We start from the raw sequence: 25799 nt of genomic DNA, 5'->3' as shown, positions 1-25799 counted from the left end.
ACGGATACTAATGGAAAAGGAGAGGATCAAGTGAGAGCGATAAAAATTTTACTCAGTGTCGCCATCGTCATTGGCATCATCGGCTTCGGAGTGTACCATTTCGGAACAAAATTCATCGCCGACGAAGTGATGGGCCAAGTGGCGGCGGAACTGGAATCGAGCGGTGATTTGGAAGCAATCAAACAGGAAGTCCAAAACGATCCGGAATTGCGTGCGTTCATCGAAGAAGGAAAGAATGTCGACAGCTCGAAGCTCCCTTTCCAAACAAAAGAGGAAGCAACTCGAGTCTTAATGAAAAAATTCGATCTTAATGAGCTCAACGAACTGCAAATCCAAGCCCGCCAAGGCATGTCCACCCAAGAACAGCAAGCGCTTTTCAATAAAATCCAAAGCAGGCTGACAGAAGAAGAGATGCTTGCATTGAAGGCTTTGGCTTATAAAGAGTTATTCAAGTGAAAAACCGCTTCAGTCAGATGTGACTGGAGCGGTTTTTGCGTTGCCGTCGGGCATTATCTATTTATCTCCATACTCCAACTGCTCCTCAATTTTTCCGTCGTCTCCATGAACATAAACCATCGTCCCAGCTTCCTCCGCCATCCGTTTTGCTTCCTCGACAGCGTCATTGCGGGATCCAGCCGTATAAGCAGGTTCATCGTCGCCTTCCTTTTTCACGGCCCAACCCTCATCATCATGGGGAACGACGTGGAATCTCGCATCGTCCGTTCCTGCGCGGTCCTCGAAATATTCATCCTGGTCACGTTTCTTGTCATTTGCCATACAATAACCTCCTTCATTTATAAGCTTTCAATCTTGTATCCTTCCATTACCCGGTTGGGTGGAATCAAAACGGCAGGAAATCATAGAATGGTATGCCTTCTCTAGTTAATAAATGGTAAACTTAAACAAATGGGGGTGTTGATATGGAGTCATCCAATAAAGTGCTATCTTTGCGGAACGTGACGATGACCTACGGAAATCATCGTGTGTTGAACGGCGTAAATTTGGAAGTGGAACGGGGGCAGATTATCGGGTATATCGGTCCGAATGGAGCGGGGAAAAGTACGACTGTAAAAATCATGCTAGGTTTGATTCAAAATTATAAGGGTCAGGTAATAATTTTCGGTGAGGACATTGCTTCAGGAGACCCGTCCTACAAAAAGAGGATCGGTTATGTGCCGGAACAAGCGGAGTTGTACGATAACTTGACGGCAATGGAGTACTTGGCGTTCACGGGGGAATTGTATGGGCTTGACCGTGCATTTGCAGAAGAAAAAGCGCAGAAGCTATTGGAGGAATTTGAACTTGGCGACGTGGTGCACACGCGACTTTCTTCCTTCTCCAAAGGGATGAGGCAAAAAGTTCTCATCATTTCGAGCTTGTTGCATAATCCGGATCTGTTGTTTTTCGATGAACCGCTAAGCGGTTTGGATGCAAATAGCATGATGGTTATTCGTGAAATGCTCGCGCAACTGGCGGCGCAAGGAAAAACGATTTTTTATTCCTCGCATATTATGGATGTCGTTGAGAAAATCAGCAACCGGATTGTGCTGATTGTCAAAGGGACTGTTGTAGCGGATGGCAGTTTTGAAGAATTGCAGGAACTGAGTGAAGAGGGGTCGCTTTCGGGAATCTTCAACCAGTTGACTGGATTCACAGACCATGCAAGTCGGGCGGAGCGGTTCATCTCGATTGTAGAGGACGGAACTGCCAATGCATGAATTCAGGACACTGGCGCTTCTCTCTAAATTCAAGCGGCTTTTTATGAAAGCAGGAATCGATTACGACGCAATGGAAAGCATTTTGCGCATGAAATTGACGATGGATGGCAGACGAACGCCTACCATTTTCAATGCGCAGAAGAAAAAGGAAGGGAATCAGTTCCTCAAGTCATTATGGATCTATGGATTGTATGGGCTCATGGTTATCCCGTTCCTTCTCTTCGGGGATGGCCATTACATCTTTCAAATGAGCATCGTCTTCGGAATTATCATGTTCATTTTGACGACGACGATGGTGTCCGATTTCTCTTCGGTCTTATTGGATGTGAGGGATAAGACGATTTTGCAGACGAAACCGGTGAACAGTAAGACGCTTGGCACTGCGAAAACCATCCACATATTGATCTATATATTTTTCATAGCAGGAGCCTTCATTGCGATACCGCTCGTCGTCGGGCTGTTTGCTAAAGGAATTATGTTCACATTGGTTTTTCTTGTCGCACTGATGCTCAAGATGCTTTTTATCGTTGTTGTCACGTCACTCGTGTATTTTGCTGTCCTGCGGTTCTTTGATGGCGAGAAACTGAAGGACATTATTAATTATGTCCAAATCCTGCTGTCCGTCGGAGTCATTGTCGGTTATCAGATTGTCATCCGCGCCTTCGATTTTGTCGATATCAATTTGACGTACACCTTCAGTTGGTGGCACGTGTTATTGCCGCCGATTTGGTTCGGCTCCGCATTCGAGATATTGTTGAATCAAGACTTTTCAAATGTACTGATCCTGTTGTCCACACTCGCCTTGCTCGTCCCGATCGTATCCATGTATGTTTACGTTCGGCTCATGCCTTCGTTTGAACGCAATATGGATAAGTTGATGAGCGAGTCTAAAAACAAAAGGAAGAAGTCCAGTTGGTGGGTGGATTTATGGGCAAAGCTTTGTTGCAGGAGCAGTGATGAGAAGGCGTTCTTCCGTTTTGGAGCCTTGATGATGCAACAGGAACGAGAATTCAAGCTTAAAGTCTATCCTGCACTTGGCTTTTCACTCGTATTTCCTTTCATTTTCATTTTTACGGATCTGCAAATGAGGACGATGGCGGATATCTCCACAGGAAAAATGTTTCTGCTTATCTATTTCGGTAATATGATGATCCCGAGCATCATTCATACGATGCAGTTTTCTATAAATCATAAAGGGAGTTGGCTTTTCAAGGCAGCGCCGATCCAGCAGCCCGCCGCGGCATACAGTGGGACGCTGAAGGCATTTTTGGTGAAGTTGTATTTGCCGATCTTCGTATTGCTGTCGATTGCGTTCATCGCGATTTTTTCGTGGCGCATTGTGCCCGATCTCTTCGCTGTGTTATTAGGGGCTATCCTTCATACGTTGCTTACGTATAAATGGCTTAATTCAGGCGCCTTTCCGTTCGCCCAATCCTTCGAGTTTGCACAAGCGGAAGGCTCGGCTAAAATGTTTTTGCTCACTTTCTCAGCAGGAATTTTTGTCATAGGCCATTTGATTGCAAATGCGATAACGGGTGGAGTCTACGTAAATATCGCATTGCTGCTCATTGCGATATTCATCGGCTGGCGCAAGGTGTTTCCGATGAAGGGGAACGTGCCGGTTTGGGAATGAATTGGGTTACCTTGCTTTTATTCGTGTTTCGATGAAATAAAGAGTACTCCTTCATGTCTAATAGAGCAGAAGGAGTATTTTATTTGCATACGGCTTCTCATTGACGATTTTCTATGCCTGCCAAGCACCTCTAAAAGAGTTATCGATCATTTCCCGGGAGTTATTGTCATTTCAGGACTTTAGTCTCTACGGAACTTACCCCGGTACTTTACAAATTCCCATTTATATGTCATAATAATATAGTTAATTAACCTAACTAATTTTATTTGCAAGGGGGCGAAACCCATCGAATCGTTACAACAAGACTTTTTCGGGCATTATTACAAACTGTATCGTCCGTTGCTTAATCAAATCAATGCAAAGCTCTCCCAATACGGGCTGTTTAGTTCTCAATGGCAGATCATGAAGCTGCTTATGCAGGAAGGCGCGATGACGCCTGCGGAAATTGCGCAACGGCAACAAGTGGAGAAGCCGAGTATCACAAAGATTCTCCAGCGTCTCGGTGAAATGGAGTATGTGGAATCGACGCCGGGACAAGATAAGAGGGAAAAATGGATTCGGCTCACAAGTTCAGGGGAAGCTGTTTGTCGCGACGTCATGGAGCAACTTGCATCCTTTTACGAAGACCTTCTACAAGGTTCACCGAAAAAAGAAGTGGAAATGGCCATAAGCGTATTGGCGCGCGCCCACCAAAATCTAACATCATGAAAGAGTGAAAATATGCAAGAACAAAAGCTATGGACAAAGGACTTCATTACGATATCAATTATCAATTTCATCCTCATGCTTGCGATGTATTTATTGTTAGTCACCATTGCGCCGTTCGCGGTTGAGCAATATGGGGCTTCGCCGAGCATGGCCGGACTTGTTTCGGGAATATTCATCATCGGAACGCTCATTGCACGGATTTTTTCAGGAAGCTTGATTGGAAAAGTCGGTGGCAAGAAGATGCTGTTCATCGGTCTTCTCGTGTCCACGATTGCGACCGCCTTTTATTTCGGATCAGCGAATATGCCATTGCTTCTCGCAAACCGGCTATTTCATGGAATCGGGTTGGGCATCGCATCCACCGCGACCGGCACGATGATTGCACAAGCGATCCCGGCATCGAGGAGAGGGGAAGGGATCGGATATTTCAGCATGAGCACCGTGATGGCAACAGCAATTGGACCGTTTTTCGGCATCTTCATAAGCCAGCACTATCCATTTCATATGCTGTTCGTCCTCTGCCTAGCATTAAGTGTTGTGACGCTAATCATGTTCTTCTTCGTCAATGAAACGGTGAAGGCAACTATTTTGAACGAGCAGGACGTGGTGAAGAAACGGATTGGATTACCCAATTTCATTGAAGTGAAAGCATTGCCGATCTCCATCATTACGTTATTCGTGGCGCTTGCCTATTCGGGAGTGCTGTCATTCATCTCGTTTTACGCGAAGGAGATCAACCTCGTTCAAACTGCGAGCTTCTTTTTCCTCGTCTATGCCGTCGTCGTATTGCTGTCCCGTCCATTCTCAGGGAAGCTATTGGACGTAAAAGGCGCGAAGTTTGTCGTCGTCCCTTCGCTCGTTCTCTTTGCCCTCGGTATGATTGTATTGAGCCAGGCGAATAGCAGTATCATGCTGCTTGCGGCAGGTGCCATCTTTGGGCTTGGCTACGGAAATTTTCAATCATGCGCCCAAGCGATCGCCCTGAAAGGGATTTCCGTTGAGCGGCTCGGAATCGCAACCTCTACGTTCTATATCTTCTTGGACTCCGGACTCGGTTTTGGTCCTTACTTTTTAGGCGTTGTCGTTCCAAACCTCGGCTATCGGGGCATGTATGAAGTATTGACGATTGTCATTCTGCTATCCCTCGTCGCGTTTGTTTACTTGTTCCGTAAGAGAAACGAGGGATTATTGAATAATGCATAAATGAAAAAGCTTTCGATGCCTTAACGGAATCCAAAGCTATTTTTATCCCACCACAATTTCACTCATCAAAGCATGTGTATTATCTTCCGTATCCTTAAAGAACGCCATCCACGTTTCCGTTTGCCCCATTTTTGCCACTATATGCGGTTCATCGATGAAAACAATCCCTTTTTCTTTATATTCCTCATAGGCCTGTTGAATATTTTCCACGTTAAAATAAAGGACGGAGCTTGGATGGGCGAATTCCTCTGTTTCAGGAAGGCTTATGAAGAGGCGCACACCGTCGCAATCGAAAAATGCCATCGTATCTGTTGTAAATAAAAGCTGCAAACCCAAATGTTCCTTGTAAAATGCAGTTGCGCGCTCAATATCTTTTGCAGGTATTGCAATTTGCCCGATTTTTGTAATTGTCGTCATATAATTTCTCTCCCTTTATTGTGTATTTCTTTCATCATACATATCTGTTAATCGTATTTCTTATCCAAAATCACTTTTTTACGATAATGGAGCGGTGACATTCCCATGTGCTGCTTGAACATTTTACTGAATGAAACAGAATTTAAAAAACCGATTTCAAATGCGATGTCGGTCATATTGAGGTCAAAGTTTGCCAACAGTTTTTTCGCTTTTTCAATCCGCAACGCCGAAATATGCTGGTGCGGCGTCAATCCAAACACTTGCGCATAGGTACGCAATAAATGATTTGGCGATAAATAGGATACTTTTGCTATATCCGCTAATTGTAGTGGCTCCGTAAAAAATGCGCGGATATACTCATGTGCCGTTGTTACCCGTTGGTATAATTCTACACGTGTGGATTTACGCAAAGCCTGAATCGACTCAACTTCCCGTACAGTCGTTAACTGCTCCGAGATCAATATTTGTATAATTCGATGGAATTGCTCCTCATGCCAATTAGCATCCAATTGTTTGTGATGTCTTTTCAACGTATTGATTTGACCAGCTAAGGATGGGCTCATCTCATACGTTCTTTCGAAAAAGTAGAGGGGTTCCGCCTTTTTATATGGATCGGTCAGAAGGTCATTCGTCGAGGTGTCCATTGTCCGAAAGACTTCTTCGGCAAATCCATCACCGAAAAACATGCAAAACGATTCCACATCCTGCTTCTCTTCAATCCCGATTGTATATGGTCCTTCATTCAGAAGAAGGTATCGATTTTCCTCTACAGCAAAGAACCCCCTATCCGTCTTGTATAGGGCTTTGCCATTCGAGAATGTCTTTATGGAAAGCTGGCCATCGCCTTCCCAGTAGAATTCGTTGCTTTTTGCATGCAATATAAAATTGGATGATTCTTTAACATTCATTCCCTCACCCCGAATTATTCTGATTAATCAAAAGTATACCACTTCTATATATTATCTACCTTAGTTGTTTGAGAGATGAAAGAAGAATGAAAAGGCTATCGCAGAAAGATACTACTTTCTCGATAGCCCATAAATCGTTTGGTTCATTCTTGAATTGTCACCGGACGAATATATCGGGCAAGGAATCCGTGATTTGGTGATCCGATGAAGCTGATTAAAAATAAGATACCGGTTGCAAATGCCATGGATCCTGAAATGGATGTATCGATCCAGACGGCAATATAGTAACCACCTATCGCAGACATGGCACCGAATAGGGCACTTAGGCACAACATGACGGACAATCGATCGGTCCAGAGGTACGCTGCTGCGGCTGGCGTGATGAGCATCGCCACAACCATGATGGCGCCGACTGCGTCAAATGAAGCGACGGTCGTTATTGACACAAGTGTCATGAATACATAATGCATGAGCATGACTGGAATGCCGAGGCTTGCAGCTAGAGCAGCATCGAACGTCGTAATTTTCCATTCTTTATAGAAAGCAAGTATCATGATGAGCACGATCGCAAAAACAATGAGCAAGATGAATGTAGCTTGTGGCATTTCGCCGACCAACGGGACATCCATCGTATTCCAAGGAACGAATGTGATTTCTCCCATTAATGCATGTTGCACATCTAAATGGACGTTTCCAGTTTTCGTAGCAATCAAGATAACGCCAATGGCAAACAGCGTCGTGAACACAACCCCGATGGAAGCGTCTTGCTGCACGCCGAATGAATGGAGCAATTGCACCAAAACAGCTGTTAGTAACCCCGCGATGATAGCGCCGATCAGCATATGCATGCCGCTCAATTCACGGGTGATCAAATACGCTGTGACGATGCCTAGCAGGACGGTATGACTGATCGCATCGGCCATCATCGCCATCTTTCTGAGAATGAGGAAGACGCCTATAAGTCCACAGGAAAGTCCGACTAATGAGGCGGTTAGTAAAATCCAACCTTCATAACTCAATTTATTTCCCCTCCTTCACAGTTTGGCTTGGGATGGAATGACTTCCGATTTCGTGGTGTCTACGTTGTAACCTTTGTTGGATTGCACGGATCAACATCCCTCGTTGCGCTCCAAAAACAAGCGAAACCGTGAAAATAGCAGCAGATGCGATGACGATAAACGGACCGGTCGGCCATCCTTTTCCCATTGTGCTTATTAGCGTTCCGAGCATGCCCGATCCGCCTCCGAAAATAGCTGAAAGAATCATCATCTGCTTGAATGAATGCGTCCAGTAATGTGCGCTGACTACCGGGATGATTAGCAATGCCGCCATCAAAATGACACCTACCGCTTGGATGCCGATGACGATGACAAGAACGAGCATGGACAGATAGACACCATTCATGAGCCGGTTTGAAAGACCGAGGCCCTTTGCAAAATTCGCATCGAACAGGAACAGCTTCCATTCCTTGAAAGCGACAATGATGACCATGATGATGATCAAAGCGACAATTAACATTGTATAGACGTCAGTTCGAACCATGGAAGCCGCTTGACCAAAAATGAAATTATCCAGCCCAGCTTGGTTGCCACCGCCTTTCCGGCTGACAACTGTCAGCAGCATGACACCTAAGCCGAAGAAAACGGACAGGATGATACCCATCGCTGCATCTTCCTTCACGCGGCTGGACGAGCGGATCCAGTGGATGAGCCACGCACCGATGAAAGAACTGATTGCCGCGCCTACAATCATGAACGGTAGATTCTTGTAACCCAAAATAGAGAAGGCGATTACGACACCTGGCAATGCAGCGTGTGACAATGCATCACTCATCAGGCTTTGCCGCTTCCAATAGGCAAGGCAGCCAATCATACCGGATGCCGTTCCTAGTATCAAAGTGCTTAAGAGGACCCATTGCGCATTCGGAGATAAAAGAACATCGAACATCTCATTGGGCCTCCTTCATCCATCGTAATGACCCGCCATATGTTTTTTGTACATTCTCCTTCGTAAAGATTTCCTCCGTTTTTCCGTATTCAATAATGGTTTTATTCAATAGCATCACATGGTCGAAATAATCCTCAACCGTCAATAAATCATGATGGACGACCATGACCGTTTTGCCAGCGGACTTTAACCGTTTCAATGTTGTCATGATGGCTGTTTCCGTTGCTGCATCTACGCCGACTAGCGGCTCATCCATGAAATAGAGATCGGCATTTTGGACAAGCGCTCGCGCCAAAAATACCCGCTGTTGCTGGCCTCCTGATAATTGGCTGATCTGCCGGTCGGCATAATCCGCCATACCCATTTGAGCGAGCGATTCCATCGCGAGCTCTTTGTCATGCTTGGCTGGCCATTTGAACCACCCGATTTTACCGTACAGCCCCATTAGAACGACATCCAAGGCGTTTGTCGGAAAATCCCAATCGACGGAGCCTCTTTGGGGAACGTAGCCAATTTTTGATTTTGTCTTCGTGAGAGTGGAGCCGAAAAATGACACGTTTCCAGACAATGCAGGGTGCAGATTCAGCATCACTTTTAGCAAAGTGGATTTCCCCGCGCCATTTGGTCCGACGATGCCAGTTAAGGAACCAGGTTGGACATTAAAATCCACGTCATATAGTACTTTGTTTTTCCGGTAAGATGCGGAAAGATTTTCAACGGTAAGTACAGACATTCAGTTCCCCTCCCTTGAAAGTGCTTTGTAAATTGTATTTACGTTATGTTTATACATTCCGATGTACGTTCCCTCTTCCGAACCGGCGTCTCCCATTGCATCGGAATACAGCTCTCCACCCAACTTCACATCAAGCCCTCTTTTTTCGGCCCCTTCGATCACAGCTTTGATCGAGTTCTGGTTAATGCTACTTTCCACAAAGACAGCGGGAATTTGATATTGCATCAGTATAGTAATCGTATCATCGATATCCGTGATCCCAATTTCATCATCCGTACTCAACCCTTGCAAGCCGACCACTTCAATATTGTAAGCGCGCCCGAAATATCCGAATGCGTCATGAGCCGTAACCAATACACGCTTATCTTCAGGAATTTGGATGAGCTTATCTTTTGATTCCATAAGAAGTGCATCAAGTTGTTTAAAATAGGACTCTTTGTTCGACTCAAACTCATCAGCATGTTCTGGTGCGTATTTCGTTAACTCTTCTGTTGCGGCTTCGAGAGCAATTTTCCATAATTCAATATCAAACCAAACGTGTGGGTCAATTGCTCCAGTCGCATCTTCGAATAGCTTGTCAGTTGGAATGGATTCGGCAATGCCATGCACAGGTTTTTTTCTGCCAATGTTATTAAATGCTTCCGTCAAATTCCCTTCCAGATTGAGACCGCTATAGAAGACAATATCACTGCCCTCCAATTTCTTTATATCTCCTTGCGTTGCTTTGTATAAATGGGGGTCAACACCTGGTCCCATTAAGCTTTCCACTGCAACATGGTCGCCGCCGATGATGGATATCGGTTCAGCTATTTGTGCGATTGTTGTAACGACATGGATTTTCCCATCTGTACCGCCGTCGCCTTTCTTTTCATCAGAACACGCGCCCAATACTAGAAGGGATGATAATAGCCCAACTAGAACAATGCCTATCCTCATTTTTTTCAATTCGTTTTCCTCCCTTTTTTAATGTTTCCCTCGTACAACATTTTGTTTAAAAAAATGTAAAACGACTGGCCGATTCAAAATATCACTCATAGAAAATAGTATTCACAAAGGTCCAACGTGTTGCCATCCATATTTTGCAAATAAGGCAACAGTTTACTTTTTAATACCGTAACGAAAAAAACAGAACCCAAAAGTTCTAATCCTCCTCATTCATGTCAACCTGCAAAATACAAGAGTTCTAATTCGTTAATCCTCTCTCTGTTTACTAAATAAGTTTCCTTAGGGAAACTTATTTCTTTGTTAAAAATAATTCAATAAGCTATGTTTGTCAATACTTTTTTTGAAATGAACTATTCAATGATTCACATTCCAAATTTCGTTAGCAGTTTCCGATGAAGTATATTGCTTGCCTTTACTATCTACATCCAAAGTCCGAGCCGAAATCCGGCTGGAGCACGTTATAGGAAGTGGAAAAACTTGTTAAGCTAATGAACAATGAGGCCGGAAAGGGGAATGGTTGTGAAGGTATTGGAGTTCATTGTTCGAAAGAAGGTATTGGTCGGATTATTGACCGTGTTGATCGTTGCTTTGGGGAGCTTTGCGGTTGTCAAACTGGATAAGGAAATTATGCCGTCGGTCGGGATGGATGGGGCAGTCGTCTACATCGACGCGGGGGATATGGCGGCGATTGATGTGGAGCGGCTCATAACCTCGCCGCTCGAGCAGAAGCTTGCAGGGATCGAAGGCGTTGAGGAAGTACGATCGACGTCAACGGTCGGGAGCAGTTCCCTCGATATAACGATTGCCCGCGGGCAGAGCGAAAAGGTCATGAAAGAAGTCGACAAAGCGGTGAATGAAACAAAAGCGGAGCGCCCCGAAATACGGGAAGCCTTGGCGAGTCAATATGGTGTTCGGCAAGGCTATGAGTTTTTCATGGATCTTTCGGGCGATGATCTTCAAGCGATGACATCGTTCGCCAAGGAAGTGCTTGAACCAAGGCTTGAAAGCTTACAGGAAGTTCAAGAAGTCCATCTGTCTGGAGTGTCGGAGCAGGAAGTGTCGATAGAGTTCAAACGGGATGAAATGAAAAAGTACGGGTTGGATATTTCGCAAGTTGCTGGGTTCATTGCGCAAGCGAACTCGGAAGCGACACTTGGAGAGCTACAGGAAGGGATCATCCGCTGGAATTCGAAGCTTGTGGATATTAACGGTGTGAAGCGTTTTGAAATTCCGACAGCGGAAGGCAGTATCCAACTGAAGGAGATTGCTGATGTAACACTAGTACCTCGTGAAAGTTCATCATTTGTATGGAAGAACGGAACGAAGGAATTGGTGTTCATTCAAGTGGGCCGGGCTGCGAATGTCACGCAGATCGACATGGCAAAAGCGGTTCGTGCAGAAATTCAAAAGATACGTGATGAAGGGCTTGTGAAAGGCTTTACGTTGAATGAAATGGTGGCGCAGGCGGATATCGTACAGGAATCAATCGATGGGGTCGTCGTCAATATTCTGATTGGCAGTATAGTCGCGATTGCGATTTTGCTTTTATTCCTCAGAAATGTCCGTGCGACGCTTATCATCGCGGTTTCGATTCCAACGTCGGTGCTGCTGACCTTCTTGACAGTTTATATGCTCGGATACAGCCTCAATATGCTGACGCTCATCGGTCTAGGGCTTGGGATCGGTATGATGGTGGATTCGTCGATTGTCATTTTGGAATCGATTTATCGGCAGCGGGAGCTCGGCCTCGCAAAGTTGGAGGCGGTTCTTGCGGGGACGAAGGAAGTGGTGGGCGCCGTTTTCGCGTCCATGCTGACGACGATTGTTGTATTCTTGCCAATCGGTTTCATCGGTGGGGGATTGGGCGAGTTCATGATCATCCTTGCGATTGTCGTTGCGATTACATTGATCAGCTCGGTGCTCGTCGCATTCACGCTCATCCCTGCGCTTTCTGAAAGTTTTCTGCGTAACCGGGGCGTCCGTGATTCTCGGAAGGAGAGCCGTTTCGTGAAAGGATACAACGCGATTGTAACTTGGATCGTCGGCGCAAAGCGTAGGTGTGTCCTCGTAATTACCCTCTTTTTCGGACTTTTTGCCGGTTCGCTTTTCCTTGTAAATAAAATACCGATGACCGTCATGCCAGACGTCTTTAATCGATATAGTGAATTCGTCGTTGCACTCGAATCAGGGGTGAAGCCTGCCGAAAAGGAGCGGCTTGCACATCTGATGAACGACAAGATTGCCGGTCTTGACGATGTCGAGTCCAGCTATGTATTGGACGGTAGTGGGAGTGAACTGTTTGTCATCGTTAATATGACAAAAGGTGATGCCGTCATTCACGAGCAGAAAGAAGTGAATGAACAGATTTTACGATCGTTGCGTGAATTCCAAGCCTCGGAACCGATCCGAACTGTGCAATCGGCAATGTCCGAAATTAGCGGAGCGCCTGTCCAAGTGATGATCAAAGGGGAAGACTTTGGTCAGCTGCAGGCAATTGCGAAGGACTTCATGGGACAGCTCGGCAAGGTTGATGGAATCGTCGGCGTGACGCACTCGATGGAACGCACCACAGAGGAAAAGAGGATTATCCTAAACGAAGAGGCGATTGCGGATGCAGGCTTAGCGCAAATGCAGGTGAAGCAGTTCATCGAGCAAGCCTTCATTGAAATGCCTGTAGGCCAATTGGTGCTCGATGGAGAAAATGTGCCTCTCATCGTCAGCTGGGACCAAAAAACAAATTCTCGCCAAACGCTATTTGACTTGGAAATTCCGACAATGGAAGGTGATAAGAAACTATCGAATTTTCTTGGCTTGGAAAGTGTCCGAACGCCCAATGAAATCACTCACATCGGAGGAGAACGATTCATTTCTGTTTCGGCGGATATAGAAGGTAGAGATTTAGGTGCCATCAATCGCGACGTGCAGAAGATTATCAAGGAATTCAATACGCCAATGGGCTATACAATCGATGTGGCCGGTGATATCGAGCAACAACAAAAGTTGATGATGGAAATGCTTTTTGTGTTAGGGATAGCGCTTTTCCTCGTTTACTTTGTGATGGCTGTTCAGTTCAATCATTTAGGGCATCCGCTTATTGTCATGTCCGTCATTCCAATGGCAATTATCGGCGTCATTATTGGATTGTTCGTGACACAGATGGAGCTGAATCTGTTGTCCGGGATGGGCATCATCATGCTAATTGGTATCGTATTGAATAATGCGATCCTCTTGATTGACCGTACGAATCAGCTTCGCAGGGAAGGAATGTCCATGGAGGAGGCTTTGGTTGAAGCGGGAAGGAACCGAATTCGTCCGATCTTCATGACGACGTTGACGACGGTTGGCGGAATGCTGCCCCTTGCGCTCGCTTCAGGTGCATCGGGTAATTATCAGGCGCCGCTCGCAACGGTGTTGATTTCCGGATTGCTGTTTGCGACGTTCATCACATTGCTGTTAATTCCATCGGTGTATCGTTTGTTTACAAAGACTGAGAAAGTGGCGAGAGAGGTGTCCTCCAGACGCAAGAAAGGGGTGTCGACACGATTGGCAGAACCTGTGAAATGAATACTGCAGTGCGAGCACGATCTTCATGGATAATGGAGATCGTGTTTTTCCACTTGTCATTCGACAAGAAAGACGGCTACAATGAGGCGATGAAGAAAGGGAGTGAGTTCGTTGAACGAAAAGGAGTACGACAACCTTCTTCGGATAAAAACGGCTGGAACGCTTGAGCTATTGAGCCAGTCCGCCCATTATAACCGCTATGAAGCGACGCCTTACGAAGCGCTGGATGAACTGTTCGAAACGTATAAACTGCATCAGTCGGACGGCTTTGTCGATTTTGGGTGCGGCAAGGCGCGCGTGTCATTTTACGTCCATCATTATTTCGGTGCATCAGTGACGGGTATTGAAATGAATGGCCAGCTCTATGAGGACGCAATTGAAAACTTGGTCAAGTACCGCCGGAAAGCGAAGTTCCGCGGTGGAGCGATTCGTTTTGAACGGTGTTTCGCGGAAACGTATGAAATCGATCCATCGGAGAATAAATTTTACTTCTTTAATCCGTTTTCTATCCAAATATTTATGACAGTCATCGGAAACATCCTCCTGTCCGCGGAATGGGTTGCCCGCCCAGTCGACGTCATCCTTTATTACCCGACTGCGGAATATGTGCAATTTATGGACAATCAGACGCCTTTTGAGCTTTGGAAAGAAGTTAAAGTCAATCGGCTTTACGATAAGAATGAAAATGAGCGATTCTTGATCTATCGATTGGGTGGGTGAGGGAGATATCGATCATTACCCAAGATATATGGTCGTTTTGTGACCTTGGACCTAATTGGTCAAAGCCATTCGGCGCGACAGATTTGGTCATTTCCGATAAAAATGACCGTGGAAGAAAAAAAGTAGTAGCCCTTGCCCGTCGCGCCCCATGGACTTAACAAATCAATCACAACAAATGCATCGCTGCTTCGGCTTCATACCATGGAACGGGGTAGCCTTTGCCTTTCGCGCAAAAGATCGAAGTGGAAGTGTATTCCGGGTCGGCGTCTTTATTGTAGCCGATTGCCGCGATCACTTCCTCCGGATTATGGCATTCGTCATAGCCGCCAAACTGCAAAGTAAGCGCACCTTTTCCGTTCGTGAACGATGCGAATACGGTGCTGTAGTCCATGAAAGTCGCAACCGGAACTCGGCCGGTTACGACTGGGTTTTCGCCAATCGTTTCAGGCGGCTCGAAGCTGCCCGATGCTTGCTGGATATCGGAAAGGACGCGACCGATATGATTCATACCGACTTTTATCTTAAAATCGTAAACCGGCTCAAGCAGGACATTTTCCGCTTTCTCCAGCCCTTGCCGCAATGCGCGGAATGTCGCTTCCCTGAAATCTCCGCCAGACGTATGCTCATTATGCCCTCTGCCTGTCAGCAAGGTGATTTTCACGTCGGTCAACGCCGATCCTGTCAATAAACCGTGATGAGAACGCTCGAAAATATGGGTTCGCACCAAGTTTTGATTGCCGACCGATAAATCATTTGCATGACATACATTATCAAATGTAATGCCGCTGTTCCGCGCGGCTGGTTCGATTTTTAAGTGGACTTCCGCATAATGTTTCAACGGCTCGAAATGGCCGTAGCCGTTGACTGTGGAACGGATCGTCTCTTTATACAAGATTTTTGGGTTCCCGAACGACACGTCGAAATGGAACCGATCCCGCACGATTTGTTTCAAGACCTCAAGCTGGATGACCCCCATGACGTGGACGTGGACCTCCTGGACATGCTCGTCCCAGACGACGCGCAACGAAGGATCTTCAGCGTCTAACATTTTGAAACATCGCAGCACTTCCTTCACATGGACGGAAGGGTCGAAAATAACTTTCGACTTCAAGGTTGGAATTAAACCGAACTCCGCCTTCTCAACGAGCGCACCGAGCGGATCACCCGCAGCGGCCTCAGAAAGCCCCGTCACCGCGACAATTTCTCCTGCAAATGCAGCTTCTACCGTTTGAAATTTACTTCCGTTATAGCGTCGAATCTGCGTTACCTTCTCAAGTTTGCCGGCATACTGTACTTCATCCCTAACGTACAGACTCCCTTGCAACACTTTCAAGAACGTTACCCGGTTACCGTTTTCATCGTGCCGGACCTTGTAGACGCGTGCCTCGAATTCTCCTTCATCGACAAAATTCGTCTCAGTTAGCAAATCCAACTTCTCTAAGAAATCAAGCACACCAATATCTTTCAAGGCGGAGCCATGCCCATAAGCAAAAACGGAACGTTTCCGGATCATATGCTTCAATGCACCCAACCACATCGCTTCATCATATCCGGCGTCCATATAGTGCTCGAGCAATCCCTCGTCCCGTTCCGCAATGAATTCAACGAGGCTTTCCGACATGACCCCATTTTCCAATTCGAATAAATCAAAGATGTCGTCGGACAGGCTGCTGCGAATTTCATTCACGACGTCCTGTAAATCAACGCCTTCACGATCGGTTTTATTTAAAAAGAAAAAGGTCGGGACTTGATGCTTTTTCAGTAAATGCCAAACCGTTTCGGTATGTCCTTCCACTCCGTCCGCAGCGCTGATGATGACAATGGCTGCATCCATCACTTGGACAGCCCTTTCCATTTCAGGTGAAAAGTCGACGTGTCCTGGCGTATCGATGAGCGTGTAATTCGAGTCGTTGAATGTAAAGGCGCCCTGGTCCGCAAAGACGGTAATGCCGCGGTTCTTCTCGATTTCATGGCTATCGAGGAACGTGTCTTGGTGGTCGACACGGCCCCGTTGGCGAATGCTATTCGTATGAAATAGCAGCTGTTCGGAAAAAGTCGTCTTGCCCGCATCGACGTGCGCGACAATCCCAATTGTTTTATGCATAGGTGCACCTCGATTTCATTTCAAGATTATATGCTTTTTATTTTAGGCGTAAATAGTGGTGAAAGGGAAGGCTTGCTTGGAGTTGAACCGAAAAAACGCACCCCGAAACGGAGTGCGAATCTTAGCGAGTGAACAGCAAGTGCTCGATTTCCTCTCGAGGAAGCGGCCTGGAATAAAAATAGCCTTGCACTTCATTGCAACCGAGCTGCTTCAGGAAATTTCCTTGCTCTTCCGTTTCGACGCCTTCCGCGATGACATTCAGTCCCAAATTCTTCGCAAGGTCAATGATTGCCTTTACGATAGCCGTGTTGTTGTTGCTCAGCTCACTGATGAACGCCTTGTCAATTTTCAAATGGGATAGCGGGAACTTGCTCAAATAGAGGAGGGATGAGTACCCTGTCCCGAAATCATCGACACTTACGGTAATGCCTGCGTCTTGAAGCTCCTGCAAAACAGTTTCGCATCGCTTGACGTCTGACATCATGCTTTCCGTGATTTCTAAATTCAAATACGATGGGTGCAGTTCGGTTTCGTTCAGGATCCTGAGTACATCTTCCACGAAGGAAGGCTGATTGAATTGCCTCATCGATACATTGACGCTCATCCGTAACGGAGGAAGTCCTTGTTCCTGCCAAGCTTTCGCCTGTGTACATGCCGTTTTCAATACCCATTCGCCGAGCGTGAGGATGAACCCGTTCTCCTCCGCAATCGGAATGAATTTAAGTGGCGGGATAAACCCCCGGTAAGGATGGTTCCATCTGGCGAGCGCTTCCATCCCTTTGATCTGCCCTGTTATCAAATTGAATTGGGGTTGATAATGAAGGAGGAATTGTCCTTTTTCCAATGCCTGCCGAAGTTCCATCTCGAAGAATGTCTTCTCCATCAGTTCTTCGTGGAGCTCCTCCGTGAAAAATCGGAATGTGCCTCTGCCTGCCTCCTTTGCCAAATACATGGCCGTGTCTGCACTGCGGATGAGTGTACTATATTCCTCTCCATCGTTTGGATACAATGCGATTCCGATGCTTGGTGCAACAAAAATCTCTTGTTTTTCGAAAAAGTATGGCTGTGAAATGTCGTCAATGATTTTTGAAGCAAGGGCGGTCAATTCTTCTGTATCACCAGAATCAACAAGGACGACAAATTCATCCCCGCTTAGTCTGGCTGCCGAATTTTCGCTTTGAACACAATCACGCAGCCTTTCCGCAACAGCAATGAGCAATTGATCACCGACATGGTGACCTAACGTGTCATTGACATTTTTGAAACGGTCCAAGTCAAGAAACAGGACGGCAAACTGCGTGTTTTCATCGGCGTTAGCAATTTTCTTCATCACTTTCTCTTGAAGATTTCTCCGGTTTGGCAAGCGGGTCAAGGAGTCGAAATAAGCCATATGCTCAATGACTTTTTCGGCTTCAATCCGTTGTGTAATGTCGATGGCGGTACCGACAACCTCTACGATTATCCCATTTTTCGCAATCGGTGAAAGGTAAACGAGGAAGAAGAGGCCATCATGGGCCAACTCGAATTGGACAATCTCTCCCGCCATCCCCGCCAGTAATTGTTTCCTGAATGATTCGAGCTCCTCTTCGGTGAATGAATGGACGACTTCCTGTGCATTTAATTTGTCAGCGGAAATTCCAATCCGTTCTTTTATTTGTCCTTCGAAAAGGGTAAATTCAATTTCCCCGTCCTCTGTAGCCGTGTATTTAAATATGGCATTTTGTAAGTTTTTCACGGTTGTACGGAAATCATTTTGTAAAGCGATTTCCAATGATTCCTCTGCCTGTTTACGAGCTGTAATATCATGGCGGATTGCAATATATTGTTCGGGCTTCCCTTCCGCGTCAAGAAAAGGGACGATTGTCGTGCTGACCCAATAGAGGGAGCCGTCCTTCGCACGATTGCAAACATCGCCTTGCCAAATTTCTCCTCTTTGGATTGTGTTCCACATTTCCATGAAGAAGCTTTTTGGATGGAACTTTGAATTGACGATTCGGTGTGTTTTTCCGATTAATTCATCGCTCGTATATTGGGATAGTGCACAAAATTTTTCATTAACGTACGTAATGACGCCCTTGGCATCGGTAATAACGACAACGGAAGATTGGTCAAGCGCATTTTCGATATTACGCAGATTTTGCAGCGTTTCTTTATATTTTTCCTTCGTCATTTCACGTGCCGTAATATCACTATCTATGGAAAGGAATTGGATATTCTCCCCGGTCTCATCCAAGATTGGGATAATGTTGGCGTTTACCCAATAAAGGGAGCCATCTTTTGCAATGGCCCTGACGTTTTTCTGCCAGGCTTCTCCGCTCGCGAAAAACTGTTCTAATTCCTCCATGAAGAGATTCAGTGCAAAGTCGGGGTTGACAACAGAGTAATTTTTTCCAATCAACTCCTCTTCCGAATAGCCGGATATTGCGCAGAAATTCCTGTTTACATATAGAAATTTGCCATTTATATCAGTAATTGAAACGCAGAACTTTTTATCAAAGAAGGACATAAGGGAAGCGTAGCTTAATTCCGATAACACCTTTTCCAATTCCTTTCTATATACAAAAACAACGCAAGAACGCGAAGAAAAATTTCTGTGTAATCCACCGGTTGAGGGAGCGGGAATAAAATTAGCTTAGTGGCATGAAAAGCAAATAAATTTACTACTATCTATTTTCATGTTAATTATACCATCCACAAGATTGGCAATCCACATGAAGTAGTGCTTTAGTCAGTTTGTCAGTAGTGCGAACTATTAATCTATTTAATCAATTAAGCAAAATTGAATTGACTTTTAATTCGTACCGTCGTACGTTTAGAACAATAGATGAAAACATTACTATTTCATAGGTATGCAGATAGAGGGGGTTACAAAATGGGAGTAGGGAACCTGAAATGGAGTCGGCCGGAGCAACTGGAAGATCTATTATGTGAGCTGGTCAGTTGGGATAGCCGAACGGGAACAATAGGGGAAATCGAGTTTTCAACAAAAATGTTAAAAAAGCTATTGGAATTGCAATATTTCCAGGAAAACAGCTCGCAAATCCATTTCCACGACGCAGGCAAAGGAAGAAATGCGGTGACCGCTCTATATAGCAGTGGGGTGACGAATAAAACAATTGTGCTGATGAGCCACTTTGACACCGTTCATACAGAGGAATTTGGCGGCAGTTTGGAAGATCTCGCTTTCCAACCTAGACTGCTGACGGAAGAATTTAAGAGACGGATCGCTGATTTGCCGGATGACGTGCAAGTGGACGTCGCTTCGAATGAATACTTATTTGGCCGAGGAACGATGGATATGAAGATGGGGATTGTGTTGCATCTTCATTTATTGGAAAGGGCATGTGTAGAACAGTGGCCGATTAATATCCTTTTCTTGACGGTGCCTGACGAAGAAGTGAATTCTTCCGGAATGAGGGCAGCTGTGAAAGGACTTGTGGAATTAAGGGAACTTTATCAGTTGGAATATGAGTTGTTCTTGAACAGCGAGCCGTCATTTTCACAAAAACCGCAAGACGACAACTATTATATATACTCGGGAACAATCGGGAAGATTATGCCTTCCGCGCTGTTTTACGGGAAAGAGACGCATGCAGGTGAGCCTTTAAGCGGCATTACGAGCCATTTCATGGCATCTTATTTGACGAGGGCGATGGAATTCAATTCCGATTTTGTGGAAGAAGTGTATGGGGAAAAAACCCCGTTGCCGGTTTGTTTGCAGCAGGTGGATTTGAAGGAAGATTATTCGACCCAGACATCCCATCATAGTGCGGCTTTGTACAATGTCTTTTTGATGCGGCAAAATGCTGATGACATTATGAAGATATTCAAAGACACGGCCATCCGGGCGATGGTGGATTGCTCAAAGGATTATAAGGCGGTTTGTGAACGGGAAGGCGCTCAGCCGCTCGGGGAAATTAACGTACTGGAGTATAAAGAATTGCTTAGCTATGCTAAGGAAAAAATCGGCGGCGCGGAAGTTCGAGTAATCCTTGAAGATATCATGTCAAATGAGTCGTTGGATGAACGGCAAATGTCCATGCTCATCAGCGATCGACTACTGTTGCGTTGTCAAGATTTGGCGCCTGCTGTTGTCTTGTTTTATGCTCCTCCGTATTACCCGGCCGTCAATTCTTCTGAAAATGAACTCGTTCAAGAAAAGATTGCCCTTGCGCAAAAGGTTTTACGTGAAGAGTTTCATGTGGAAGCGAAGCAAGTGCATTATTTCAATGGGATTTCGGATCTCAGTTACGTGAATTACGATACGGCAGATTCGGGCTGGCAGTCGTATCAAAACAACACTCCCGTCTGGGGAGAGACATATAGCATCCCTTTCAAGGAAATGCAACAACTTCAGGCACCGGTTTTAAACATTGGGCCGTTTGGCAAAGACGCGCATAAGTTAACTGAGCGTTTACACAAAAAGAGCGCATTCCTTTATACTCCTCGTGTTTTGGAGAAAGTCATTGAGAGTATGTTTGCTGTCATAATGTCATGAATTCCTAAAGGTCAACCCATTTCATCGGGGTTGGCTTTTTTTGTTAATAAAAATTCAATCTTCACTACTGTTTGCCGTCCATTAGTTGTAAACTATTTGTATGGATATATTTTTGAAGATTAAGAAAGAGGTGGGGCGGATGGGAAAGGGGAAGTATTCGAAGACAGAGAAAAGTTGGATGTTGTATGATTGGGCGAACTCTGCCTATTCAATTATCATTACGACAGCAGTATTTCCGATTTTTTACAAGTCGGTGGCAACCGACGCGGGCGTCAGTTTGACGCAATCGACGGCGTATTTGGGGTATACGGTGGCGATTGCGACGTTCATCTTAGCGATGATCGGTCCGATTTTGGGAACGATAGCCGATTATAGGGGATTGAAAAAGAAGTTTTTCTTTGCCTTCTTCCTGATCGGTTCCCTATCGACGGTTTCGTTGGCTTTTGTCCCTGAGGGAACATGGCTGCCGCTATTGGTCATTTATACGATCACCGCCATCGGATTCCATGGTGCGAACATTTTCTATGATGCATTTCTCGTTGACGTTACACCAGAGGAGAAGATGGACGAAGTTTCAGCACGGGGCTTCGGATTAGGGTATATCGGCAGCACGATTCCATTCATTATTAGCATCGCCATTATCCTATTGGCATCAAAAGAAGTGATTCCTCTTTCAGCAACCGTCGCAAGTAAGATAGCTTTTGTCATTACGGGAATTTGGTGGTTCACCTTTACGATACCGATGCTGAAAAATGTTGTTCAAGTTCACGCAATTGAACGGGAGCCGAAGATTTTAGCAAGCAGTTTCCGCCGGCTCGGTGAAACGTTCAAGGAAATTAAGAAATATAGAACTGTTTTCATCTTCTTGTTAGCGTACTTCTTTTATATCGATGGGGTCGGTACTATCATTTCGATGTCGACGGCATATGGAACGGATCTGGGCATCCAACCGACAGACCTTCTCATCGTCCTGTTCGTCACCCAAGTCGTTGCAGCACCGTTCTCGATTCTTTATGGAAGACTTGCACAGCGATACTCAGTGAAATCAATGTTGTACGTCGGGATCTTTGTCTATATCATCGTCTGTATTTATGCGTTTTTCCTTTCGACAACGTTGGATTTCTGGATTTTGGCTATGCTAGTCGCCACATCGCAAGGGGGCGTACAGGCGTTAAGCCGTTCCTATTTCGCTCAACTTGTGCCGAAAGAGAAATCCAATGAGTTCTTCGGCTTCTATAATATCTTCGGTAAATTCGCGTCTGTCATGGGACCTTTATTGCTCGCAGTCACTGCGACACTGACAGGCAGTTCCGCGTACGGCGTGTTCAGTCTTGTCATTCTGTTCATCATCGGGGGCATTCTGTTGAGAATGGTGCCGAAGCCGGAAAGCGAGATGGCATAAGAAAAGGCTGTTTCCGATGTCAATTGCGACGTGGAAACAGCCTTTTTGTGTGGCTATCATCTAGCTTCGGCGGCCATCGACTAGCAAACTTCAGCCTCTCTCCCTGCGATAAGTCAACATCGGATCGCTTGCGCTCTCCGTGTTTCCTTTATCTCGTCCGAGGGGCTTCCAGTTTGTACGTCGCTGAACGGCCGCCTCCGCTTTTGGTTATTTCGGTTCAATCCGATGCATTTGCAAAATCCGGAATCCGTGTTTTTCGAGTCTATCACGTAATTTGGCCATTTCTTCGTCGGATTTTCCGTCTTCGAGGGTGAGGACGACTCTCCGTGCGAGGGCGGAGCCGTTGTCGAGTGTGAGCATACCTTCGATGTTTTCGTCCTTCAGCGTTGTCGTCAACTTTCTGATCATGCCCCGCGCTTCGGTCGAGGCAAGTGTGATGTTGATTCCGCCGGTCTTTAATCCGAAGGCGTCTTCCAGGACGCTTTCGACTTTGTTATGCGTCAAAATTCCGAGCAGCTTGCCATTCTTTACGACGCTGATAAAAGGCAATGATTTAATTTTAAGCAAGGCGCTTAAAAATGAAGCGTCCTCATATAAGTAGATGTCTTGGTGTTCTAACAAGAAATCGATCGGTTTATTGCCATCCCCCTTATCTTCATAAAGATAGGACAGTAGATCGACTTTGTAGATCATCCCTTTGTAGGCATCGTCGTTGTCTACGACAGGGATGCAGCGGTATCCTGTCTCGTTGATTTTTGCTAGTGTTTCAGATACGCTTTGGTCTACCTTTACGGTAGCGACACCTAGTCTTTCTACAATCAAATCCCGAATATGCATACTTTCTCCCCCTTATTCTTTAGTTTCAGTTAAGTCTAAATTTTTAGTTTAGATTGCCTTCCATTATAATTGAAATTTTGAATGTTGTACATGAAAACTTATAATAGTAGTATGTGAAGCAAGAAAGGGGCTTGGTAATACTTGTTGAACTTGGACTCACTCCTCGACGTTGTCGGCGAGTTATTTGCGGATGAAATTTCAATTGTCGTCTCAAATACAAAAGAATATATTTACTACCGGCCGAGCAAGCGGATCGATTTGAAAATCCGGCCGGGTGACCCTGTACGGGAAGGGACGATTGCCTATAAGGCACTTACGGAAGGGCAGAAGGTTTCCGAATTCATCAACCGGGATGTGTTCGGGGTGCCGTATCATGGCATGGCGGTTCCGTTCCATGATAATGGCGTTTTGGACGGATGCGTCGTTGCCATCTATCCGGCGTACACGGAAGGGAAATCGGTTGTAACTGTGAAAACGCAGGATGGATGGGTGCCTGTCCCTTTTTCCGAAGTGAAGTATATCGAAGTGCGGGATCGGAAAACAGTCGTTGTCGCCGATCACATTACTGGTACCCACCGGAATTCATTGCAAAACTTCGAATTCGTCCTGCCGCATGAGATGTTCGTCCGTTGCCATCGGTCATTCATCGTCAACGTGACACAAATCAAAGCCATCTACCCGGATACCCATTCGACGTTCATGCTTTCCATGAAAGATGGCTCACAAATTCCGGTCAGTCAATCATATTCCAGCTATTTCCGGAAGCTTTTGGGCTTCTAAGACGGAAAAATGCTGCTTTGGACAAAGGATATGAGCATTTGTTCGTAAATACCGTCTTTCATTCAAGAAACCCCTATCATTCCGTAAGATACGATACGATTATCTAAAAGTTATGAAAAGGGGCGCTAGTTAATGGATAACCATTTGAATCGTATCAGGATTGAAAAATTGAGAGATTTGGTCGTTACGCCTGAAGAGGCTGCTTCTTGGATTAAGGACGGAATGACATTAGGGTTGAGCGGATTTACGCGTGCCGGTGACGCGAAAGCGGTTCCAATGGCATTAGTGAAACGGGCTGAAACGGAAAAGTTTAAAGTGAACGTATTCACGGGGGCCTCCCTTGGTTCGGATATCGATAAATTATTCGCTGAAGCGGGCATCGTGAAAAAGAGACTGCCATTCCAAGCGGAAAAGGCGATGCGCAACGGCATTAATAACGGGGAACTCCTTTTTGTCGACCATCATCTGTCCCATACGGCGGAATGGATTCGCACAAATGTGACCGAGCCGATTGACTTTGCAATTTTGGAAGCGATTTCAGTGACGGAGGATGGGATGATCATCCCGTCGACTTCCGTCGGCAACTCGTTATCGTTTGCGCAGCATGCAAAATCGATCATTATTGAAATAAACATGGCGCAGTCGGCTGAATGGGAAGGCATCCATGATTTGTATGACCCGGGCAAACAAGGTGAACGGAATCCAATTCAGTTGACGAAAGTCGATGACCGAATCGGTACGATCGGCATCCCGATCGATGTTGATCGAGTGAAAGGAATCGTGTTCACACATCAGTTGGATTCGCCGTCAACGATTACTCAGCCTGACCGCGATACGGAGATTATGGCAGAGCATTTGCTGTCATTCCTGCGTTCGGAAGTGGAGGCTGGCAGATTGACGAACAGTCTTGCACCTCTTCAATCAGGAATCGGTTCCCAGGCGAATGCCGTGCTGCATGGTTTACTGAACTCGGAATTCGAAGACCTTGAAGTATATTCCGAAGTGCTCCAAGATGCGGTATTCGATTTGATGGACGCGGGCAAGGTCCGTAAGGCTTCGTGCGCATCGATCACGCTATCGCAGGAGAAAATGGACAAGGTCTTCAACAATTTGGAGCAATATCGGGACAAGCTGATCATGCGTCCACAGGAAATTTCGAATCATCCGGAGATCATCCGCCGCCTCGGTTTGATTTCCATCAACACGGCGCTTGAACTCGACATTTACGGCAACGTCAATTCGACGCATGTGACAGGGACGAAGATGATGAATGGAATCGGCGGTTCAGGTGATTTCGCCCGAAATGCAAGGCTTGCCATCTTCGTTACGAAATCGATTGCCAAAAACGGCGACATTTCGAGCATCGTTCCCTTCGTGTCCCATGTGGATCATACGGAGCATGACGTCGATGTCATCGTGACGGAGCATGGGTACGCGGATTTGCGCGGACTAGCGCCGAGGGAACGGGTTGGGCTCATCATCGCCAATTGCGCACACCCGATGTACCGCAGTCAGCTATGGGAATATTACTATGAAGCACTTGAAAGAGGCGGCCACACGCCACACGTGCTCGAAAAGGCATTTTCATGGCATATGAATCTTATGCAACACGGAACGATGCGCCCGCTTACCGAGAAACGCATCTGACGTCAACCAACCAATCGAACTTTACTATATACCCG

At 45.9% G+C, this 25799-nt stretch carries 21 protein-coding genes; 11 read left to right on the top strand and 10 right to left on the bottom strand.

Annotated features, from left to right (window positions below; all coding sequences use genetic code 11):
• The first annotated feature begins 30 nt into the window (after positions 1–30).
• On the top strand, positions 31–456 hold the full coding sequence (locus NIT04_RS18060; RefSeq protein ID WP_252504887.1) for a hypothetical protein: 426 nt from the start codon (positions 31–33) through the stop codon (positions 454–456).
• Between the two features lie 57 nt (positions 457–513).
• Here the strand turns inward: NIT04_RS18060 and NIT04_RS18055 are convergent, their stop codons facing one another.
• Positions 514–777, bottom strand: a complete 264-nt coding sequence (locus tag NIT04_RS18055; RefSeq protein ID WP_252504886.1) for a DUF2188 domain-containing protein — start codon at positions 775–777, stop codon at positions 514–516.
• A 143-nt stretch (positions 778–920) separates the two neighbouring features.
• On the opposite strand from NIT04_RS18055, the gene NIT04_RS18050 reads away from it, so the two are divergent.
• The 4 genes from NIT04_RS18050 to NIT04_RS18035 all read left to right on the top strand — a co-directional run bounded on the left by NIT04_RS18050 (position 921) and on the right by NIT04_RS18035 (position 5262).
• Positions 921–1718, top strand: coding sequence for an ABC transporter ATP-binding protein (locus NIT04_RS18050; protein ID WP_252504885.1), 798 nt, complete (start codon positions 921–923; stop codon positions 1716–1718).
• Positions 1711–3351: a hypothetical protein gene (locus NIT04_RS18045; protein ID WP_252504884.1), complete on the top strand. Its 1641-nt coding sequence runs from the start codon at positions 1711–1713 to the stop codon at positions 3349–3351. Before NIT04_RS18050 ends, NIT04_RS18045 begins: the two co-directional genes overlap by 8 nt.
• 339 nt (positions 3352–3690) lie before the next feature.
• Positions 3691–4059 (top strand): MarR family winged helix-turn-helix transcriptional regulator, encoded by a 369-nt coding sequence (locus NIT04_RS18040; protein WP_252504883.1) that lies wholly within the window; start codon positions 3691–3693, stop codon positions 4057–4059.
• Between the two features lie 12 nt (positions 4060–4071).
• Positions 4072–5262, top strand: coding sequence for an MFS transporter (locus NIT04_RS18035; protein WP_252504882.1), 1191 nt, complete (start codon positions 4072–4074; stop codon positions 5260–5262).
• Positions 5263–5304: 42 nt separating this feature from the next.
• On the opposite strand, the gene NIT04_RS18030 is transcribed toward NIT04_RS18035, so the two are convergent.
• The 6 genes from NIT04_RS18030 to NIT04_RS18005 form a co-directional block, all read right to left on the bottom strand.
• Entirely contained in the window at positions 5305–5679 is a 375-nt protein-coding gene (locus NIT04_RS18030; protein WP_252504881.1) for a VOC family protein, read from the bottom strand.
• A gap of 47 nt (positions 5680–5726) precedes the next feature.
• Positions 5727–6587 carry a helix-turn-helix domain-containing protein gene (locus NIT04_RS18025; protein ID WP_252504880.1) on the bottom strand — a complete coding sequence of 287 codons (861 nt, stop codon included), beginning with the start codon at positions 6585–6587 and terminating at the stop codon, positions 5727–5729.
• Positions 6588–6730: 143 nt separating this feature from the next.
• Positions 6731–7606, bottom strand: a complete 876-nt coding sequence (locus NIT04_RS18020; protein ID WP_252504879.1) for a metal ABC transporter permease — start codon at positions 7604–7606, stop codon at positions 6731–6733.
• 1 nt (position 7607) lies between these two features.
• Entirely contained in the window at positions 7608–8534 is a 927-nt protein-coding gene (locus tag NIT04_RS18015) for a metal ABC transporter permease (RefSeq protein WP_252504878.1), read from the bottom strand.
• A 1-nt stretch (position 8535) separates the two neighbouring features.
• A complete protein-coding gene (locus NIT04_RS18010; RefSeq protein WP_252504877.1) occupies positions 8536–9267 on the bottom strand; it encodes a metal ABC transporter ATP-binding protein in 732 nt (243 codons plus the stop codon).
• Positions 9268–10203 carry a metal ABC transporter solute-binding protein, Zn/Mn family gene (locus NIT04_RS18005; RefSeq protein ID WP_252505150.1) on the bottom strand — a complete coding sequence of 312 codons (936 nt, stop codon included), beginning with the start codon at positions 10201–10203 and terminating at the stop codon, positions 9268–9270.
• 528 nt (positions 10204–10731) lie between these two features.
• On the opposite strand from NIT04_RS18005, the gene NIT04_RS18000 reads away from it, so the two are divergent.
• Both NIT04_RS18000 and NIT04_RS17995 read left to right on the top strand, forming a co-directional pair.
• The gene (locus NIT04_RS18000) at positions 10732–13776 is read left to right on the top strand and encodes an efflux RND transporter permease subunit (RefSeq protein ID WP_252504876.1); all 3045 of its coding nucleotides are present in this window, start codon (positions 10732–10734) and stop codon (positions 13774–13776) included.
• A gap of 111 nt (positions 13777–13887) precedes the next feature.
• The gene (locus NIT04_RS17995; protein WP_252504875.1) at positions 13888–14496 is read left to right on the top strand and encodes a class I SAM-dependent methyltransferase; all 609 of its coding nucleotides are present in this window, start codon (positions 13888–13890) and stop codon (positions 14494–14496) included.
• Between the two features lie 166 nt (positions 14497–14662).
• On the opposite strand, the gene NIT04_RS17990 is transcribed toward NIT04_RS17995, so the two are convergent.
• Positions 14663–16600 (bottom strand): translation factor GTPase family protein, encoded by a 1938-nt coding sequence (locus NIT04_RS17990; RefSeq protein WP_252504874.1) that lies wholly within the window; start codon positions 16598–16600, stop codon positions 14663–14665.
• 121 nt (positions 16601–16721) lie between these two features.
• Complete coding sequence (locus NIT04_RS17985; RefSeq protein WP_252504873.1) at positions 16722–19136, bottom strand: EAL domain-containing protein; 2415 nt, start codon at positions 19134–19136, stop codon at positions 16722–16724.
• A gap of 336 nt (positions 19137–19472) precedes the next feature.
• On the opposite strand from NIT04_RS17985, the gene NIT04_RS17980 reads away from it, so the two are divergent.
• Together NIT04_RS17980 and NIT04_RS17975 are read left to right on the top strand one after the other, a co-directional pair.
• A complete protein-coding gene (locus NIT04_RS17980; protein ID WP_252504872.1) occupies positions 19473–21098 on the top strand; it encodes a M20/M25/M40 family metallo-hydrolase in 1626 nt (541 codons plus the stop codon).
• 139 nt (positions 21099–21237) lie between these two features.
• Positions 21238–22500 (top strand): MFS transporter, encoded by a 1263-nt coding sequence (locus NIT04_RS17975; protein ID WP_252504871.1) that lies wholly within the window; start codon positions 21238–21240, stop codon positions 22498–22500.
• A 207-nt stretch (positions 22501–22707) separates the two neighbouring features.
• Here the strand turns inward: NIT04_RS17975 and NIT04_RS17970 are convergent, their stop codons facing one another.
• A complete protein-coding gene (locus tag NIT04_RS17970) occupies positions 22708–23337 on the bottom strand; it encodes a CBS domain-containing protein (protein ID WP_252504870.1) in 630 nt (209 codons plus the stop codon).
• A gap of 141 nt (positions 23338–23478) precedes the next feature.
• Between NIT04_RS17970 and NIT04_RS17965 the strand changes: the two genes are divergently transcribed.
• A complete protein-coding gene (locus NIT04_RS17965) occupies positions 23479–24117 on the top strand; it encodes a LytTR family DNA-binding domain-containing protein (RefSeq protein WP_252504869.1) in 639 nt (212 codons plus the stop codon).
• A 132-nt stretch (positions 24118–24249) separates the two neighbouring features.
• Entirely contained in the window at positions 24250–25764 is a 1515-nt protein-coding gene (locus tag NIT04_RS17960) for an acetyl-CoA hydrolase/transferase family protein (protein WP_252504868.1), read from the top strand.
• Positions 25765–25799 lie beyond the last annotated feature (35 nt).

This window comes from Sporosarcina sp. Marseille-Q4943 (assembly GCF_943736995.1).
Taxonomy (GTDB): domain Bacteria; phylum Bacillota; class Bacilli; order Bacillales_A; family Planococcaceae; genus Sporosarcina.
Note: the sequence above shows the minus strand (reverse complement) of the source record. Positions and strands in the feature narration are given on the sequence as shown.

Coding starts and splice junctions, on each gene's coding strand:
- NIT04_RS18055 (WP_252504886.1), bottom strand. CDS start 777: ATGGCAAATGACAAGAAACGTGACCAGGATGAATATTTCGAGGACCGC.
- NIT04_RS18050 (WP_252504885.1), top strand. CDS start 921: ATGGAGTCATCCAATAAAGTGCTATCTTTGCGGAACGTGACGATGACC.
- NIT04_RS18045 (WP_252504884.1), top strand. CDS start 1,711: ATGCATGAATTCAGGACACTGGCGCTTCTCTCTAAATTCAAGCGGCTT.
- NIT04_RS18035 (WP_252504882.1), top strand. CDS start 4,072: ATGCAAGAACAAAAGCTATGGACAAAGGACTTCATTACGATATCAATT.
- NIT04_RS18030 (WP_252504881.1), bottom strand. CDS start 5,679: ATGACGACAATTACAAAAATCGGGCAAATTGCAATACCTGCAAAAGAT.
- NIT04_RS18025 (WP_252504880.1), bottom strand. CDS start 6,587: ATGAATGTTAAAGAATCATCCAATTTTATATTGCATGCAAAAAGCAAC.
- NIT04_RS18015 (WP_252504878.1), bottom strand. CDS start 8,534: ATGTTCGATGTTCTTTTATCTCCGAATGCGCAATGGGTCCTCTTAAGC.
- NIT04_RS18010 (WP_252504877.1), bottom strand. CDS start 9,267: ATGTCTGTACTTACCGTTGAAAATCTTTCCGCATCTTACCGGAAAAAC.
- NIT04_RS18005 (WP_252505150.1), bottom strand. CDS start 10,203: ATGAGGATAGGCATTGTTCTAGTTGGGCTATTATCATCCCTTCTAGTA.
- NIT04_RS17990 (WP_252504874.1), bottom strand. CDS start 16,600: ATGCATAAAACAATTGGGATTGTCGCGCACGTCGATGCGGGCAAGACG.
- NIT04_RS17980 (WP_252504872.1), top strand. CDS start 19,473: ATGGGAGTAGGGAACCTGAAATGGAGTCGGCCGGAGCAACTGGAAGAT.
- NIT04_RS17975 (WP_252504871.1), top strand. CDS start 21,238: ATGGGAAAGGGGAAGTATTCGAAGACAGAGAAAAGTTGGATGTTGTAT.
- NIT04_RS17970 (WP_252504870.1), bottom strand. CDS start 23,337: ATGCATATTCGGGATTTGATTGTAGAAAGACTAGGTGTCGCTACCGTA.
- NIT04_RS17960 (WP_252504868.1), top strand. CDS start 24,250: ATGGATAACCATTTGAATCGTATCAGGATTGAAAAATTGAGAGATTTG.